General features: G+C 61.9%; 13 protein-coding genes and 1 tRNA gene. 6 read left to right on the forward strand and 8 right to left on the reverse strand.

The window, feature by feature from the left end:
* Positions 1-46: 46 nt before the first annotated feature.
* Together MLE18_RS00100 and MLE18_RS00105 are read left to right on the forward strand one after the other, a co-directional pair.
* Positions 47-1,759 (forward strand): methyl-accepting chemotaxis protein, encoded by a 1,713-nt coding sequence (locus MLE18_RS00100; protein WP_243366100.1) that lies wholly within the window; start codon positions 47-49, stop codon positions 1,757-1,759.
* Positions 1,760-1,998: 239 nt separating this feature from the next.
* The gene (locus MLE18_RS00105) at positions 1,999-2,388 is read left to right on the forward strand and encodes a hypothetical protein (RefSeq protein WP_243366103.1); all 390 of its coding nucleotides are present in this window, start codon (positions 1,999-2,001) and stop codon (positions 2,386-2,388) included.
* A gap of 25 nt (positions 2,389-2,413) precedes the next feature.
* Here MLE18_RS00105 and MLE18_RS00110 read toward each other — a convergent pair whose 3' ends face one another.
* Positions 2,414-3,700 (reverse strand): ABC transporter substrate-binding protein, encoded by a 1,287-nt coding sequence (locus MLE18_RS00110; RefSeq protein ID WP_243366105.1) that lies wholly within the window; start codon positions 3,698-3,700, stop codon positions 2,414-2,416.
* Positions 3,701-3,987: 287 nt separating this feature from the next.
* On the opposite strand from MLE18_RS00110, the gene MLE18_RS00115 reads away from it, so the two are divergent.
* Together MLE18_RS00115 and MLE18_RS00120 are read left to right on the forward strand one after the other, a co-directional pair.
* Entirely contained in the window at positions 3,988-5,877 is a 1,890-nt protein-coding gene (locus MLE18_RS00115) for a two-component system sensor histidine kinase NtrB (protein ID WP_243366107.1), read from the forward strand.
* Positions 5,878-5,994: 117 nt separating this feature from the next.
* Positions 5,995-6,690, forward strand: coding sequence for a substrate-binding periplasmic protein (locus tag MLE18_RS00120; protein ID WP_243366109.1), 696 nt, complete (start codon positions 5,995-5,997; stop codon positions 6,688-6,690).
* A 40-nt stretch (positions 6,691-6,730) separates the two neighbouring features.
* Here the strand turns inward: MLE18_RS00120 and MLE18_RS00125 are convergent, their stop codons facing one another.
* The 4 genes from MLE18_RS00125 to MLE18_RS00140 form a co-directional block, all read right to left on the reverse strand.
* Positions 6,731-7,015 (reverse strand): hypothetical protein, encoded by a 285-nt coding sequence (locus MLE18_RS00125; RefSeq protein WP_243366111.1) that lies wholly within the window; start codon positions 7,013-7,015, stop codon positions 6,731-6,733.
* Between the two features lie 192 nt (positions 7,016-7,207).
* The gene (locus MLE18_RS00130) at positions 7,208-7,645 is read right to left on the reverse strand and encodes a DUF1559 domain-containing protein (protein ID WP_243366114.1); all 438 of its coding nucleotides are present in this window, start codon (positions 7,643-7,645) and stop codon (positions 7,208-7,210) included.
* Positions 7,642-8,271, reverse strand: coding sequence for a DUF5671 domain-containing protein (locus MLE18_RS00135; protein WP_243366116.1), 630 nt, complete (start codon positions 8,269-8,271; stop codon positions 7,642-7,644). Before MLE18_RS00135 ends, MLE18_RS00130 begins: the two co-directional genes overlap by 4 nt.
* A 66-nt stretch (positions 8,272-8,337) precedes the next feature.
* Positions 8,338-10,761, reverse strand: a complete 2,424-nt coding sequence (locus MLE18_RS00140; protein ID WP_243366118.1) for a PAS domain-containing sensor histidine kinase — start codon at positions 10,759-10,761, stop codon at positions 8,338-8,340.
* Between the two features lie 379 nt (positions 10,762-11,140).
* On the opposite strand from MLE18_RS00140, the gene MLE18_RS00145 reads away from it, so the two are divergent.
* Positions 11,141-11,848: a substrate-binding periplasmic protein gene (locus MLE18_RS00145; RefSeq protein ID WP_243366120.1), complete on the forward strand. Its 708-nt coding sequence runs from the start codon at positions 11,141-11,143 to the stop codon at positions 11,846-11,848.
* A 220-nt stretch (positions 11,849-12,068) separates the two neighbouring features.
* Here MLE18_RS00145 and MLE18_RS00150 read toward each other — a convergent pair.
* Both MLE18_RS00150 and MLE18_RS00155 read right to left on the reverse strand, forming a co-directional pair.
* Positions 12,069-12,145, reverse strand: a tRNA-Met gene (locus MLE18_RS00150).
* A gap of 93 nt (positions 12,146-12,238) precedes the next feature.
* Positions 12,239-13,039: an undecaprenyl-diphosphate phosphatase gene (locus tag MLE18_RS00155; RefSeq protein WP_243366122.1), complete on the reverse strand. Its 801-nt coding sequence runs from the start codon at positions 13,037-13,039 to the stop codon at positions 12,239-12,241.
* A 130-nt stretch (positions 13,040-13,169) separates the two neighbouring features.
* Between MLE18_RS00155 and MLE18_RS00160 the strand changes: the two genes are divergently transcribed.
* The gene (locus MLE18_RS00160) at positions 13,170-13,379 is read left to right on the forward strand and encodes a hypothetical protein (protein ID WP_243366125.1); all 210 of its coding nucleotides are present in this window, start codon (positions 13,170-13,172) and stop codon (positions 13,377-13,379) included.
* Positions 13,380-13,581: 202 nt separating this feature from the next.
* Here the strand turns inward: MLE18_RS00160 and yihA are convergent, their stop codons facing one another.
* Positions 13,582-14,226 carry a ribosome biogenesis GTP-binding protein YihA/YsxC gene (gene yihA / locus MLE18_RS00165; RefSeq protein ID WP_243366137.1) on the reverse strand — a complete coding sequence of 215 codons (645 nt, stop codon included), beginning with the start codon at positions 14,224-14,226 and terminating at the stop codon, positions 13,582-13,584.
* Positions 14,227-14,281 lie beyond the last annotated feature (55 nt).

A 14,281-nucleotide genomic window follows, 5' to 3' on the forward strand; every position in this document is an offset into this window, starting at 1 on the left:
GATACGAACTGGGTTCTTTTCCATTGCGGCGATATTTCTCGCCGCCATGATCTGGGTGGCCATCGAGTTGTTCGATGTGGAGGGGCACACGGGCGGCGCGTTGGTTCAGAACGAACTCTCAATGACGCTCCTGCAGCGGGAGATCGACCACTTGAAGTGGGCCCAATCCCTGGGCCAGTTCGTGCACGACCCCAACGCCAAGGAGCTTTCCGTTTCCTCAGACGCCCGAAAGTGCAATTTCGGCCGCTGGTTCTACAGCGACGAGCGCACCGGGCTGGAGTCCACCAGCCCTGAACTCAAGCCCATGCTTGCGGCCATTGAGGAGCCTCACACCAAACTCCACGAAACCGCCATATCCATCCAGCGGTTCAAGAAGGACGCCAACCTGGCCGCCGCAACGGATGTGTACGACAACCAGACGCTCAAGCAGCTTGCCCTGGTGCAGTCGCAGTTGTCGTCCATGCGCGACAAGGTGAAGGCCGGCATCGAGATGAACCGCAAGGAAGTCATGGGCGGCATCCAGTTCACCAAGCTGCTTTCCTTTACGGCCATCGCGGTTTCGTTGTGCATGGCTGTGCTTCTCAGCTATCTGATTTCAAAAAGCATTTCCCGTCCTGTGAAGTTTCTGGCGGACTGCTCCGCGGCTATCGCCGGCGGTGATCTCACCCAGGAATGTTCCCTGACGCAGAAGGACGAACTGGGCAGGCTCTCGGTCTCCATGGGGGAGATGGTTTCCAGCCTCAGGGACAAGATCGAAGAATCGGACCGGAAGGCGCGTGAGGCTGACGAGCATTCCAAGACAGCCAGCCAGGCATTGGCGCAGACCGAACAGAAAGAGGCGCACATCCAGCAGATGCTCAACATGATCCGCTCCATCGCCAGCGAATCTCTCGTCCTGTCCGATACGCTTACGGAGCACGCCGAGCGCCTCTCCGCCCAGGTCGAGCAGGTTCGCCGGGGCGCTGAAATCCAGAAGGAACGCCTCTCCGAGGCGGCTTCCGCCATGGAGCAGATGAACGCCACCGTGCTGGACGTGGCGAGAAACGCCAGCGACGCTGCTGACAGCGCAGGCAAGTCCCTGGAGAAGGCCCAGGACGGCGCGGACATCGTGACCGAGAGCGTAAAGGCCATCGAGCGCGTCAACAGGGTTTCGGGCCGGCTCAAGGAGAACATGGGCGAGCTCGACGCACAGGCGGCCTCCATCGGGCAGGTCATGAACGTCATCAGCGACATTGCTGACCAGACCAACCTGCTGGCCCTCAACGCGGCTATCGAGGCCGCCCGCGCTGGCGACGCCGGCCGGGGGTTCGCGGTGGTGGCGGACGAAGTGCGCAAGCTGGCTGAAAAGACCATGGGCGCGACCAAGGAGGTCGGCGAGAAGATCCTGGCCATCCAGCAGTCCGTGCAGCGCAGCATGAAGGACATGGAGGACGCAGCCAAGGCGGTGAGCACCTCCAACGAATTGGCGGGCGCCTCGGGCGAATCCCTGCGGGAAATCGTGGCCCTGACCAAGGTCAACACCCAGAACGTCCAGAGCATCGCCGCCGCTGCCGAGGAGCAATCCTCCGCGTCGGAGAACATCAACAGCAGCATCTCCCAGGTGAACGAAGTGGCCCAGGAAACCGAGGCCGGCATGACCGAGACGGTGGACATCGTGGCCAACCTCTCCGACATGGCCACACGCCTGAAAGATCTGATCACTCAGATGGGGCAGTCCGGCGATGGAGCAGAGGACGGGCGCAAAGCGCTTGCCGCCTGAGATGCATGAACTTGCTGATCCGGCATGACCGGGCGGCGCTGTGTTATGATTCGGGGGGGCTTCGGCTCCCCCGCTTTTTTTCAGCCGAACCCGGCGGTTCCGCACGCCCTCGTCGGGGAAGCAGGGGAAAGGAATGGTTTGGGTCCCCATTAGGGACGCTTAAAGCTAGGCTCCATTGAGATGGTTCGAGGAGCCTCTTGCACACGTTCGCCCGATTCTATAACCCAACACGCATGGGAATGAACAACGCGGGCGGCACCCCTGGCGGTGCGGGCAAATTTTTTCTGGGGCTGGCGATGCTCATCGCCGGGGGCTACCTATTCCTGAAATCCATCAGGGTCTACCACATCTTCAACTTCGGCTATCCCTTGATGTCATTCGGGGGGATGCGTTTGACCTCGGGTATGATCCTGATCCCGCTGGTCATCGGCGTGGGCATGATCTTCATCAATGCCCGCAACCCGCTGGGCTGGCTGTTGGGGCTTGGCAGCCTGGTGGCCATCTGCGCGGGGGTGATCGCCTCCATCGAATTCTCGCTGGTGGGCATGTCCCTGTTCGACCTGCTGGTCATCCTGGTGCTGATGGTGGGCGGATTGGGGCTGTTCCTGGGCTCGCTGCGCAGTTCCTGAAGCAGGGCGGGCCATCGTCCGGCCGTCAATTCCTCTTGTCTGGGCTGGCGCCGTAGATTGCGGCGATCTTCTGCTGGGTTCCCAGTAGCAGCGCCTCACTGTTTCCCGGGGTCCGCAGAAAGGCCCCGAAAAGGCCCAGGCCTATGTCCGCGACCGCAGGCGGGACAGCCAAGTCATAGGGGAAGACCCACATAGGCGCGGAGCGGATCATCTTGAGGATGGCCAGCCGCTCGGAGCCCAGTTCCGCAGTGGAAGCGAACAGGTTCGGGGCGAAGGCCCCAGAGCCCCGGCACATGGCTTCCTGGGGGAGCACCGAGGAGAAAAAGCCCATGGCCTGCATGCCGCCCTCACGTTTTCCTTTGGGAGTCAGGACGAGAACGTCGATGGGGCCGCTGCACACCTGGGGCACGTTCTGCTTGATAGCGGGGAAGGGGAAGAAACCGTAGTCCTTGCCCATGCGCCAGGAGGGGTCGTTGCCGTAATAGCCGATGATCCAGGTCCCCATGAGCGTCATGGCGGCCTGGCCTCTGCGCACGGCGTCGGCAGCTCCGGCCCAGTCCCAGGTGGCATGGTCGGGGTGGAAATATCCGTTCTGCAGAAGACGCCCCCATTCGGCGAAAGCTGCCTTGACCTCTTCGTCGGTGTAGGACTGCCTGCCCTCGGTCAGGCGTTGCCTGTACTCGGGGCCGGCGGTGCGCAGCAGGATCTGGTCGAACCAGTACTGCGCGGGCCAAAGCTCCCGGGCGCCCAGCGCGATCGGGCTGATTCCCGCCTTGTGGATGCGCTCGCACGCGGCGAGAAACTGCTCCCACGTTGCGGGTGGGGCGATGCCCAGCCGTGAGAACACGGCCTTGTTATAGAACATGCCCACCACATGCTGCGTGACGGGGACGGCGTAGTATTTACCGTCGTACATGCAGGCCTGCGCCACGCTCGGCGCAAAGAGCCTTTCCAGGGCGTGGCCTTCCCAGAGTTCGTCAAGGGGTGCGGCGTAGCCGGCGTCGACCATGGAGCGCAGCCTGGCTCCAGCCCAATAGGAGAAAATGTCCGGAGCGGAGCCCCAGGCCAGCATGGACTTGATGCCCGGCTTGAAGGATTCGTGCTCCATGCCCTGGGCGACTATGCGGGAGTTGGAACTTGTGGCGTTGTAGCTCTCAACCATTTGGGCGATGCCCCCGGCTAAAGAGCCCGTCCAATAATGCAGCAGTGTGATCTGGGCGCTGCTGGCAGGCAAAGCGGCGATGTGAGCCATGAACAGGGCGAGAACTGCTTGCCGGGCGAAGCGCAGAACGACTGGGGTGGGGTGGGTCATGGCCGGATGCATCCTCGAGCAGGCTCCTGGGGGCATGGTCCGCAATCGCACACTAATTTGTAGTGGTGTTGCTGTTTTTCAGGTTGACTATCAGAAATGACATGCAGTTACAACATCCATGGTTGACGGACTTCAAGAATGCCTTCAACGCTGTCCGGGAGGGGGATGTTTTCCTATATCCTCCGTCCGGTCTCGTTGCATACGCCCCAGCTTTGGGGTAGCCTTCATCCAGTTGAGTCGTTCCTGCCCTTCGGGGCTTGCCCTCCTTCTCTAGCGTCGGTGGTCACATGCGAAAAAGGACTGTTGCATCCGCGATTTCTCTCGCCCTCATTTCCGTGACCACGCTCGTGCTGGCTGTGTTCGGGGCTGTTGATTTTTACGCCCAGTACTCCAAAAGCAAGGCGGAACTGCAATCCGGCCTTCAAGTCAGCACTGAGCAACTTGCGCTGAGCCTTGCGCTGCCCATCTGGAACTTCCAGTACGAGCAGGCCGAAAAAGTGGTCGAAAGTCTCATGCTGCAGCAACGTGTGGCCGGTGTGCTGGTCACGGACATGCTCACCGGTCGTGTGCTGACCCAGCGCTACCGCGACATGCAGTGGCGCCCTTCGGCGGACGCCCCGCTTCAATCCGATGAGGTACTGCTGCACAAACAGGCCGAAGTGACCTTCAACGACAGACGTATTGCCACCGTCGACATCTGGATGACCGAGAAATTCCTTCGTCAGGAGATGGAGTCCCGCCTGTTTGCCGTTGTGCTCCAGACGCTTGTGGTCAACCTCTGCATCGTCAGCTTGTTGTGGGTCATCCTCAACCGGAGAGTGGTCCGCCCCCTCAAAGAGGTGGAGCTATACGCCGTCCAGGTCAGTTGCGGGCGGGCCGACGCGGCCAGCCTGCCCATATCGCCTGAACTGGCGGAGCTTGACCGGCTTCAGGACGCCATCAACGAGATGGTGGCCGAGCTTCAGGGCAGGCTCCTCGAACTGCGCCAGACTCGCGACCGGATCCAGAGCATCATGGACTCCATGCCCTCGCTGGTCATCGGCATCGACGGCCAGGAGCGCATCACGCACTGGAACAGGACCACCGAACTCCAGACCGGCCTGGACGCCGCCCATCTGCTGGGGCGGCCTTTGGCCGAGGCATTGCCGCAACTGGCTCAGTACGCGGCGGATATCAAGCAGGCCATCGAGCGCATGGAGCCGGTTTCCCGCACGGGGTTGCGCTTCGGGATGCAGGGCGCCGACCGCATCTGCGACCTCCTGGTCTATCCCGTACGCAGCCAGGGGGCGCATTGGGCCGTCCTGCGCCTGGACGACGTCACCGAGAAGAGCCGCATCGAGCAACTGATCATCCAGACCGAGAAGATGATGTCACTGGGGGGGCTGGCTGCGGGCATGGCCCACGAGATCAACAACCCGCTGGCGGGCATTCTTCATAGCGTGCAGAACATCCAGCGCAGGCTCGACCCCTCGCGCGAGGTCAATGTCCAGGCCGCGCAGGAACACGGGGTGGACATGGATCAGTTGGCCGTCTTCCTGGAGGCGAGGCAGATCCCGGCTTTTCTCCAGGGCATCCGCGATTCCGGAGAGAGGGCGGCGCGAATCGTCCAGAACATGCTCAGCTTCACCCGCAACACCTGCCAGGACCACGGGAACGTGAACCTTGGCGAATTGGCCGACAGGGTGATCACCATCGCCGCGACGGACTACGACCTCAAAAAGAAGTACGATTTCAGGCACGTGCAGATCGTGCGAGACTTTGAGCCAGACATGCCCCCAGTACCATGCTCTGCCATGGAGATCGAACAGGTCCTGCTCAATCTGCTGCGCAACGCCGCCCAGGCTCTTGCGCTGCGGACGGAAGCTTCGGTGCCGCCCCGGATATCCCTGCGGATCGCCCGCGACGGCGATTTCGCCGTGATGAGCGTTGAGGACAACGGGCCAGGAATGGAGAAGGACGTCAGCCGCAGGGTGTTCGAACCTTTCTTCACCACGAAGAGCCCTGGAGAGGGCACGGGGCTGGGGCTTTCGGTTTCCTATTTCATCATCACAAGAAACCATCACGGTTCAATCGATCTGCAGACAGAACCGGGCAAGGGGAGCCGCTTCACCGTCCGGCTGCCTCTTGTCGAATCTTGTACATCTCCGGCTTCACTTGAGGAGCGGACGGCGGTCTGATAAGGTAGCAACGGAAGGATAACCATGCCGCTCCCTTTCGCCCAAGCTCGTTACCAGGGCGTTCACCGACTCGCCCATCGTTCACTGCTGGCGACCCTGTTCGCGTTGGCCTGCTGCATGCCGTGGCTGACTGCCCCCCCGGCCGTTGCACAGACCGAAACCCAGCAGCCCCTGACCATTGCCACCAAAGACTACCCCCCCCTGAGCACTCCGGAAGGCACGGGCATGCTCGACAGGTTGCTGCGCGAGGCCTTCCGGCGCATCGGCAGGGAGGTCCGGTTCCAGATGCTGCCGAGCCAACGGGCCCTCTCCGACGCGGATGCGGGGGTCGTGGACGGGGACAACAACCGCGTGGCAGGTCTTGAGGCGAAATATCAGAACCTGGTCCGGCTGGATGTGGAGAACATGGTCTGGGAATTCGCGGCCTTCACCAAGGGCGACGGGATTGCGGTACGCTCCTGGGGGGATCTGTCCGGCCACACCGTGGGCTACATCATCGGCTGGAAGATCCTGGAGGAGAAGGTCCGCACCTCGAAGGTGGTCCGGGCAGTATCAGGAAGGCAGCTTCTGGCCCTGCTCGATGCGGGGCGCATGGACGTGGCGATCTACGAGTCGCACGGCGGCCGGGAGCTGATCAAGGAGTTGGGGCTCAAGGGCATCCGCATGCAGCAGCCGTTTTTGGCGCGCGAGAAGATGTACCTCTACCTCAACCGCAAGCACGCCGCCCTGGTGCATCCCCTTGAAGAAGCCCTGCGCTCCATGCGTCGGGATGGAACCTACGACCTTATCTTCTCCGACAGCAGGCCGAATTAACCGCTCCCACGCTTCCCGCGGGCGGGTGTCTACGAGTGCCTCACCATTCGTCTGTCGAGGACTGCGCCCCATAGGAATAGACCTTCCCGTCCACCAGCACGATCACGTACTTGGACACGCTGGAGTCCAGGGGCCAGTCGAATACGGCATAATACAGCCGCTCCACGCCGTCCGCGTAGTCGATGTTGTTGGGCTTGCCCACCGCGGCGATGACTTCCTCCCTCGACATGCCCGGGGAGATGGCGATCATCTTGCTTGCAGGCCTGGCGCAGGAGCTCAGGGACAGCGACAGGACGACCAAGGCGATCCACCAGATTCTCTTCATGGACGCTCCTTCAGGTTGACCGTGTTTGATGCCCGCTCCACGCAATCGCCTGCTTGGTGATGCCGCGCAGCACTGGAGGCCAGGCCCAGCAATTGAACTACTCCGATCAGGGCCCCGATTCAACAGGCTAATGGCGGTCAACGGCGCAGGGGAGGGCGTTCAGCCTCTTTTTCGGCTGCCGGGGAGCACACCTTACCCCGGTTTCCTTGCGACTGCCTTCACCTTGAGAGCGAAGCAATGCCTGCCTGCCCCATGGTGCCAAAAGGGATTGTCGGCTCTTTCTTCAGCGCCGGCGTCCTGGACGGTCTGGAATTGAGCGCACAGCTCGTAGGTGTCCTGGGTGAGCGGCTTGTATTCGTAGGGCTGCTTCGTTTCCGGGTCATTGAGATGCAAGCCGTTGAAGCCACTGGGTTGTTGCAGCTGATCCAGGCTGGCTGGCAGATTCTCATGGCTGCGATGATAATTCTCCATGGCATTCGAGATATTCCTGAGGTTGTTGACCCTCTGCGTGTCGAGTCGGCGCATGCGGGCTTCCTCCGGCGTGCCGATGGCGTTCAGTCCTGCGGCCAACGCCACGAGGACGGCCAGGCCCATCACGCCGAGAAACAGGTTGGAGCGCTGCGCTCTCATTCCGCCTCCTCCTTCCTGATGTCAGTCAGGAAGTACAGGAAGCTGCTCCCGGCTATGGCCATGACAGTGGCTACCTTCAGGGCGATCCGGACCGAGAGTTCGCCGCCGAGCGCGCTGTTGACCAGGGTGATCATGTCCGCTGCAATGATCATGGCCGCGATGAAGAGGGTCATGTAGGTGAGCCACCGGCGCGGCCTGGACTGCCGTCGCGAAGGGTTGGCCGCCATGGCCTTGTTGATGGACCGGAAAACCACCGCGAATAGGGGGAACGTGATGAGAAGGGCGGAGACGTCCCAGCGCACGGCCTCGCGGAATTGGGCCATGCGGCGCAAGCTCGCCGGGTCAGGGAAGGAGTGGTCGATGAAGTGGAATGCGATGGAGCCCAGGCTGAACGCCGCGTAATAGAGCGATGCGAACATCAGCAGGTGCAGGAACACCTCGGCGGCCGAGAGGTATGGCCTGGGCCTGGGAACTGGCACAGGGAAGTCGATGTTCGCGAAACAGGCCATTGCGGAGGCCACGTCGGCCTTGTTCCAGCCGGCATCCAGCAACGTCTGGATGATCCTGTCGCGCTCTATGCCGCGCTCGAGCGCCTTCCTCGTGAAGTCCACAAGTTCTGTCTGCAATGCATCCTCCTGGATGTTCCCGGCCGGGCCTCCATGGGCCAGCCGTTTGAGCGCAGTACGGCCTGGTCACCTCAAGGACGGTTCGGTGATCGAGGCCTTCTTCCCATAACGGGGCTTCAGGGGCAGCTTTACGGAAAACCGGGTGCCCTTGCCCGGGGCGGAATGGACGTCCAGAACGCCGCCATGCCGGTTTACCACCAGGAAATAGCTAACCGAGAGCCCCAGGCCCGTGCCCTTGCTGGGTGCCTTGGTGGTGAAGAACGGGTCGAAAACGCGCCTGCGCACGCGCTCCTCCATGCCCGGGCCGTTATCCTCCACTTCGATCAGGACATTCTCTCCATCGGTCCTGGCGCGCAGTGTGATGGAGGGTGCGGGTGTCTCCGCTTCGGACATGGCGTGCACGGCGTTGCGCAGCAGATTGAGGATGACCTGTTGTACCTGGTTGCCGGAGCAGGGCACGGTGAGTTCATTCGATTCGTAGTCCCGTGTTATGGAGATGTTCTTGAGGTTGTATTTTTCCGCTAGATTGTGGTCCTGCTGGCAAAGCTCGATGGATTTTTCTATTACTTTGATGATGTTGATCGGATATATGTCGGCGTTATGCCGCTTGCTGAAATCGAGCATGTTCGCGACGATCAGGCTTGCACGCTTGCCAGCATCCCGGACGCCGTCGAGCAGCGTCAGGATATCCCGGTTCTCAAGGTAGCACTGGAGGCCTTTCATGGGGCAGCCGCAGATTTCCGCAGCCCTGGTATTGGCCGCGTTGTCCGGCCGGAGGCGCGCGGCGATCACCTGGGCGGACTGCAGGATGCCCGCCAGCGGGTTGTTGATCTCGTGGGCCATGCCGGCGGCCAACCCGCCTACGCTGGCCATTTTTTCGGTCTGAATCAGGGTCTCCGCCATCTGCTCGCGCTCGGTTATGTCCCTGGCGATGCCGAAGATGCCGGTCTTGCGGCCCGATTCGTCGAAGAGCGGCCCCTTGGTCGTGAGGTAGATCCGGTCCCCGTCCCGGGTGGTCAGGCGCTCCTCGATGGTTTTGGGGGCGTCCTGTTCGAGGATGGCCAGGTCACTCCTCTTGAGCATCTCCGCCTGCGCCGGGGGGAAAATGGCGGTGTCGTCGCACCCCAGCATCTCTTCCTTGCTTAAATCGAACAAGCTGGCCGTCACGTTGTTCACCAGGACGTAGCGGCCGGCGGCATCCTTGATGAAAATCGCGTCGGAAGTGCTTTCGATGATGGACAAGAGCATTTGCTTCTGCCGCACTAGTTCCGCCTCCGCCTGCTTGCGGGCGGTGATGTCGGTCAGCATGCCGAAGCTGCCCAGGAACTCGCCGTCCTTGCTGAAGAGCGGGGTGGTGCTGGCGATGGTCCAGAGCTCCCCCCCATCCTTTCTCCGCAAGCGTCTTTCATAGCGTAGGGGCTGGCCGAACTGGCGCTGGCGCACCCGCTCGTCGAAGTCCGCCATGTCCCCGGGGAAGAGGAAATTGGACGCGGATAGCCCCACAACCTCCTTGATCTCGAAACCGAGCATGTCGGCCATGGCCTGGTTTATGAATGTGATCTTGCTGTCCTGGTCCAGGATGCAGATGCCTTCGGCAGTGGTCCGCACGATGGTGCTGTAGCGATCTTCGCTGGCCCTTAGAGCCTCGTCGGCGAGGTTGCGGTCCGTGACGTCCGTGGTGACGCCGATGACGAGCTTTTCACCGCCGGCCCCCCTGTAAGGGACCTTCCGGGTGAGGATCTCGCGAATCCTTCCCTGGGCGTCGACGATTTTCTCTTCGGCCGTGCTCACCGTTTCGGTTTTCAGGACGAGTTCCGTGTCGGCCCACTTGGTCTCCGCCAGCTCAGGCGGCATGATGTCACGCACCGTTTTGCCTAGGAACAGGTCCACGGGTATGCCCAGCTGCTCGCTGAGGGCCTGGTTGACCAGCACGTGGCGGTGTTGCTCGTCTTCTACGAAGATGGGGTCCGGGAGGCTGTTGATGACGATGTTCAGGAACGAGTGGGCGTCCTGAAGGGCCTGCTCGGTCTTTTTATGCTCAGTGATGTCCAGGTTGATGCCCACGACACCCAGGATCGCATCCCCGTCGCGGATGGGCGCCGCAATGCAGTGGTAGGTGCGCAATTCGCTGTTGAGCGCCGCGTACTCGTTCTCGCCCGTAACGACCTCGCCCGACAGGACGCGACGGTTGGTCGCCTTCCAGATGTCGGATGTCCCGAAACCGGCGAAGGTTTCAGCTACCGGCACCTCAGACAAGTCACCCCAGAGGCGGATGGACTCTTTGCTCTGCATGATGACGTGCTGGTTGGTGTCGCGGGCCCAGAAGTCGAAGGGCAGGTCGCGGAGGATGGCTTGCAGCAGAGCCTCGTTCGCTCGGAGGGCCTCCTCGACCTTGATCCTGGCGTCCCTCTCGGCCTCCAGTTCGGCGATGCGTGCCCGGGCCGCTTTCAGTTCCGCCAGGAGGGCCGAGGTGTTCTCTTTGTTTTGCACAGGCAACCACCAAGCTCCCGTTTCATCGGCATCGAGGCTCAATCAGGAATCAAACGGGGCCAGTAAGCCCGATTATCTTCATTTGGTCAACAGGGGGCGCAATCGCCTGCTCCGCCGTTTATTCCCAGTGCCAACCGGAACAATCCGGCAACGCGGCGCACGTCATAGGGTAGGCAATGCGGTCAACCGGTAACCCTGCGATACCCCCTAGGTTATGAACTCACAGCACTGCGGGCAATGCCTTTCAAGTGATTCACCAGATTGACCCACCTGGGAATGTCGCTTAGGTTGGGCATGGGTCTGTCACCGCTTGAATTCTTTTAGAAAGAGGCAGGTCCGGATTGGTAGTGTCCGTGTAGGTCGGAGTTGGAGACTCAATGTGCACAAAATAGTCGCCCTCCTCATCATCCTGCTCGCAGTGGCGCACCAGGCTTTTGCCCAGCCTCCCGCCCTCGTGATTGGCACGACATACGCCCCCCCACTCAGCCTTCCAGACCAGAGCGGGATGCTTGACCGCATGCTCAAGGAGGCATTTCGGCGTGCCGGAGTTCAGGTGGAGTTTGTTACCCTGCCGAGCGAACGTTCACTCGCCGACGCCGAAGCCGGGCTCATCGACGGCGACAACAACCGCGTTGCCGGGCTTCAGAACCGTTATCCCAATCTGATTCAGCTTCCCGAAAGCAACATGACCTACGAGTTCATGGCCTTCGCCACGAAGCCCGGCCTGTCTATCAACGGTTGGCATGATCTTGACCCGTACAGAGTTTCATACGTCATCGGCTGGAAAATTCTTGAGGACAACGTCAAGGCTCAGGATGTCACCAAGGTCGTAAATCCTACGCAGTTGTTTTCCTTTCTCAAGGCAGGGCGCACGGACATAGTCCTCTATGATCGGTTCGGAGGCGACTACCACCTCAAGGAACACGGAGTGGCAGGCGGATACGCCGTAGAACCGCCTCTCGCGAAGCGTGAGATGTTTCTCTACCTGAACTCCAAGCACGCGGAACTCGTGGCCCCCCTGGCGGAGGCGTTGAGGTCGATGAAAGCCGACGGAACGTACGCCCGCTACTTCGCGCCAGCCCAATAGCTTCACGGCGGGGTGCTGGCCCACCCCTTATGTGGTGAGCGCATGTACTCGTCGTTGACCGCCAAGAGCGGTTCAGGTGACTGGCGCTCTACGTGCCAGCCAACATACTCGTGAGCTCCCTGCGGGCGGATTGAGGCGGAATGAAGGACTGCCAGGGGCAGGGTATGGCTGAAATAAGTAAAGCCCTCCAGTGTGTTGCACTGAAGGGCCTTCTTTTGAGTGGTAGCGAGGGAGGGAATTGAACCCCCGACACTGCGGATATGAGCCGCATGCTCTAACCGACTGAGCTACCTCGCCACGTTGTTGCCGCGGTGCGTTTTTTGCGCTCGCGGCAGGACGGGCTATCTACACAGTCCAGCCCGGGTTGGCAATACCTTTTTTCCATGATTTTCAGTGCGGCCAGAATACGAACACCGCGGCCGCCAGGATGATGCGATAGACGGCGAAGGGGCGCAGCGTCACCCGGCTGACCAGCCCGATGAACCAGCGCACCGCCACCCAGGCCGAAACGAAGGCCACGGCGAACCCCAGGGCCAGGAATTGGATGTCGGCCACGCTGAATTCGCCCCAGCTCTTGTAGGTTTCGTAGCAGGTGGCCGCGATCATGATGGGCACCGCCGCGATGAAGGAGTACTCGGCGGCCAGCTTGCGCCGCGCCCCCAGGATCATGGCCCCCAGGATGGTCGCGCCGGAGCGGGAGAACCCGGGCCACAGGGCCAGGCACTGGAAGAGTCCGATGCCCAGGGCCAGGGCCGGGGAGATGTCGTCGAGGTCGTGATATTTGCTGCGAGCGGTCCGCCTGCTCTCCACGATGAGGATGAGCACCGCGCCGCAGACCAGGGCCAGGGCCACGGGCAGGGGGGCGAACAGGTGCGCCTTGATGGCCTTGCGGGCCACCAGGCCGAGTACCGCGGCCGGGAGGCTGGTGAGCATCAGCAGGTAGATGCCGCGTTTGCCGGCGAAGCGCTCCCGGGGCTTGGGGACCAGCAGGGACATGAAGCGGTCCCGGTAGATGGCGAACACTGCCAGAATGGCCCCGAGCTGGATGATGATGTCGAAGGAGGCCGCCTTGTCGCCTTCCTGCCCGAGGAGCACCCCGGTGAGAATGAGGTGGCCGGTGGAGGAGACAGGTAGAAACTCCGTCACGCCTTCCACCACGCCCAATATGATCGTACTGAGCCACGGGTCCATGATGTATGTCCTCTCTTGTCGCAGACACGGCGGAGGTACGGCAATACCTGCGCGGTTGCAACCCCCGGAGCGTTCGGGTACATGGTACATTGCCGATTGGTAATCAACAGCAACACCGGAGAGATACGCCATGACCACCGTCATGCCGCAGAAGGAATTGGTGCGCCGCGCCGCGGCCTGGGTGGCCGAGCGCAAGGCCGAGAAGGGCGGTGCCCTGGGCTCGCTGATGGACGAAGCCGGGATGCGCTTCAACCTGGGGCCCGCGGACCAGGATTTTCTGAAGAAGCTGTTCGCCGAGGGTGAGGGCGAGACGTTCGCCGCCGGGAAGGATGTCGACTAGACGGGTGTGCCGCCAGGCGGCCGAGGCCGGTTCCCTACGCCGCGTGCAGGCCCGGGACTGAAAAGGGCTGCGGATAATCGGTCCGTTCGCCGCAAGTCCTTCGGCCTGTTCAGGGCTCCGGGTGTCCCGGCGGGTTGGAGCGACATGGTTTTGCCCAGGCCGGGGGCTTTCTCCACCGGCCTGGTTGAGGCCACGCCTTCGGTCAGGCCGGAGGCTCCGTGTCATCGCTCGTGGGTTGGGCCGCCTCTGGGCCGCCTTCCGCGTCCGGGGCGTAGCCGACCGCGGCGTCGAAGCGCGCCCAGAGATCGTCATAGCCCATGCCCGTCACCGAGGAGAAGAGCACCGGAGCCGCACCGGCAAGCAGCGGGGTCCACAGCGCCTTTTGGGCCTGGCGTTCGCGCTGGGTGCACTTGTCGGCCTTGGTGAGCACCCCGATCATGGGGATGCTCTCCGCGCGCAGCCAGGCGACCATGTCCAGGTCACTGGCCTGGGGCGTCAGCCTGCAGTCCAGCAGGACGGCCACGGCGTGCAGCAGACGGTTGCCCGTGAGATATTTTTCGATCAGCTTCGCCCACTTGGCGCGCTCCGTTTTGGAGTACTTGGCGTAGCCGTAGCCCGGCAGGTCCACCAGGTAGTAGGCCCCCGGGGCCACCGAGTAGAGGTTGATGCTCTGGGTCTTGCCCGGGGTGGAGCTGGTCTTGGCCAGTTGCTTCCGCCCGGCCAGCCTGTTCACCAGCGAGGACTTGCCCACGTTTGAGCGCCCGGCCAATGCCACCTGGGGGGCGTCGGGCAGGATCAGGTCGGCGATGGTGTAGATGGTTTTTTCTATCTGAAGCGTCTTGCGCATGGATGTCGGTCCCGGTTAACGGCTTGTCGTGCGCGTGAGCATACCCGCAAATCCT

The organism is Fundidesulfovibrio soli, assembly GCF_022808695.1.
Classification (GTDB): domain Bacteria; phylum Desulfobacterota; class Desulfovibrionia; order Desulfovibrionales; family Desulfovibrionaceae; genus Fundidesulfovibrio; species Fundidesulfovibrio soli.